A 1894-nucleotide genomic window follows, 5' to 3' on the forward strand; every position below is an offset into this window, starting at 1 on the left:
GACCCCGGTGACCCGGCCCGGCGCCCGGGACGGGCCGGGTCACCGGGGTCGACGTGGCCTACGACGACGAGCGGGACCTCGTCGCGGCGGCGGCCGTCGTCCTGGACGGGGCGACCCTCGCGACCGTCGCCGAGGCGACGGCCGTCGGCCGGATCTCCTTCCCGTACGTGCCCGGCCTGCTGGCCTTCCGGGAGATCCCCACCGTGCTGGCCGCCCTCGACGCCCTGCCGTGCCCGCCGGGCCTGGTCGTCTGCGACGGCTACGGGCTCGCCCATCCCCGCCGCTTCGGTCTCGCGAGCCATCTCGGGGTCCTCACCGGACTGCCGACGATCGGCGTCGCCAAGAACCCGTTCACCTTCGCCTTCGCCGCCCCGGCGACCCCGCGCGGCAGCACGGCCGCGCTGCTCGCCGGCACCGAGGAGGTCGGCCGGGCCCTGCGCACCAGGGACTCCGTCAAGCCGGTCTTCGTCTCGGTCGGCCACCGCGTCGGCCTCGCCAACGCCTGCGCCCACACCCTCGCGCTGACCCCCGCCCACCGCCTCCCGGAGACCACCCGCCGGGCGGACGCCCTGTGCCGCAGGGCCCTCCGGGAGGCGGGGGGCGCGACCTCCTAGGAGGCCCCCTCCGGCTCGTCACCCCCGCCCTGCTCGATGCGCCAGCGGCCCACCCCGCGGTACTCGGAGTCGTAGACCTCCGACCCGTCACCGGCCCTCATCGGGTAGTGGTGCAGGTTCCCGCCCCAGTAGCGCAGGATCCGCCCCAGCTCGCCCGCGGGGTCCTTCGCCAACGCCCCGTCGTCCATGCCCACTTCGAGAAGAAATCGCATGCCTTCAAGTGTTCCATTGAACTCCTTCTTGGCACTTGCGCGCAGTGCGGCGCAGCCCGGCCCGGGCCCGGCACCGGAAAGTCCCCACCCGGTGCCGTCGCGGACGGGTGCGGGACGACGCGAACCGGGCGCGGGCGCCCGAGCATCCGCACGGGCGGCGGGCCGACACTCCACCGGCGGACAGAGGCCATGACGGTGCGCCGTGCCTCGGGGTGGACCGCCCCGCCGTCCGGCCCACCGGACGGGCGGCGGCCTTCGGACCGGCCCGCGCCGTCCCGGCGGGCGTCGGCCGGATCGCCGGGACGGTTCCCGCGGAGCCGGAGCGGCCCTTCCCGGAGAGCCCGCGACGTGCGCGTCCTCCGCGGGCGCACCGTTGCGCCGAGACGTCCGGTGGCGGAACGGGCGAGACGTGAACAGGGTGGGAGCACCGGCCGCGCCGTACAGTGGCGAGTAGTGGCCAAGCGCTTGCTCGCCCGCTCTTGTGCGGAGTGGAAGGTGTTCTTAGCATCATCGGTGTGACATCGGTTGTGTCAAAGCTGGGGGTGTGATGACGGAGGCACGGACAACCGCCCCCGCGCGGTCGCCGGGGCAGGGGCCGCTGACCGGTGTGCGGGTGGTCGAGCTGGCCGGGATCGGCCCCGGCCCGTTCGCCGCGATGCTTCTGGCCGACCTGGGTGCCGACGTCGTCCGCGTGGACCGCCCCGGCGGCCCCGGACTCGGTGTCGACCCGGCCCACGACGTCACCAACCGCAACAAGCGCTCCGTGGTCGTCGACCTGAAGGCTCCCGGCGGTGCCGACCGCGTCCTCGACCTGGCCGAGCGCGCCGACATCCTCGTCGAGGGCTTCCGCCCCGGTGTCGCCGAGCGCCTCGGGGTCGGCCCCGGGGAGTGCCACGCCCGGAATCCGCGCCTCGTCTACGGCCGGATGACCGGCTGGGGCCAGCAGGGACCGCTCGCGGACCGCGCGGGGCACGACATCGCGTACATCGCCCGCACCGGCACCCTCGGCATGATCGGCGGCCCCGGCCGGCCCCCGGCCGTTCCGGCGAACCTGCTCGGCGACTACGC

Annotated in this window: 2 protein-coding genes and 1 pseudogene; 2 read left to right on the top strand and 1 reads right to left on the bottom strand. The window is 75.5% G+C overall.

Translation table 11 applies throughout. The features are described 5' to 3' along the window. Nucleotides 1-11: 11 nt before the first annotated feature. A pseudogene (locus AOK18_RS29435) lies at nucleotides 12-614 on the top strand (endonuclease V); the annotation flags it as partial. Here AOK18_RS29435 and AOK18_RS29440 read toward each other — a convergent pair. Continuing rightward, the gene (locus AOK18_RS29440) at nucleotides 611-826 is read right to left on the bottom strand and encodes a hypothetical protein (RefSeq protein ID WP_055696285.1); all 216 of its coding nucleotides are present in this window, start codon (nucleotides 824-826) and stop codon (nucleotides 611-613) included. The pseudogene AOK18_RS29435 and the gene AOK18_RS29440 sit on opposite strands and share 4 nt — an antisense overlap. Nucleotides 827-1373: 547 nt before the next feature. On the opposite strand from AOK18_RS29440, the gene AOK18_RS29445 reads away from it, so the two are divergent. Next, nucleotides 1374-1894: CoA transferase (locus AOK18_RS29445; protein ID WP_139058563.1), on the top strand; the 521-nt coding region annotated here is incomplete at its 3' end.

It is taken from the genome of Streptomyces prasinopilosus, assembly GCF_001419695.1.
Taxonomy (GTDB): domain Bacteria; phylum Actinomycetota; class Actinomycetes; order Streptomycetales; family Streptomycetaceae; genus Streptomyces; species Streptomyces prasinopilosus.

Excerpts from the sequence above, each read along its gene's own strand:
- AOK18_RS29440 (WP_055696285.1), bottom strand. The coding sequence starts at position 826 with ATGCGATTTCTTCTCGAAGTGGGCATGGACGACGGGGCGTTGGCGAAG.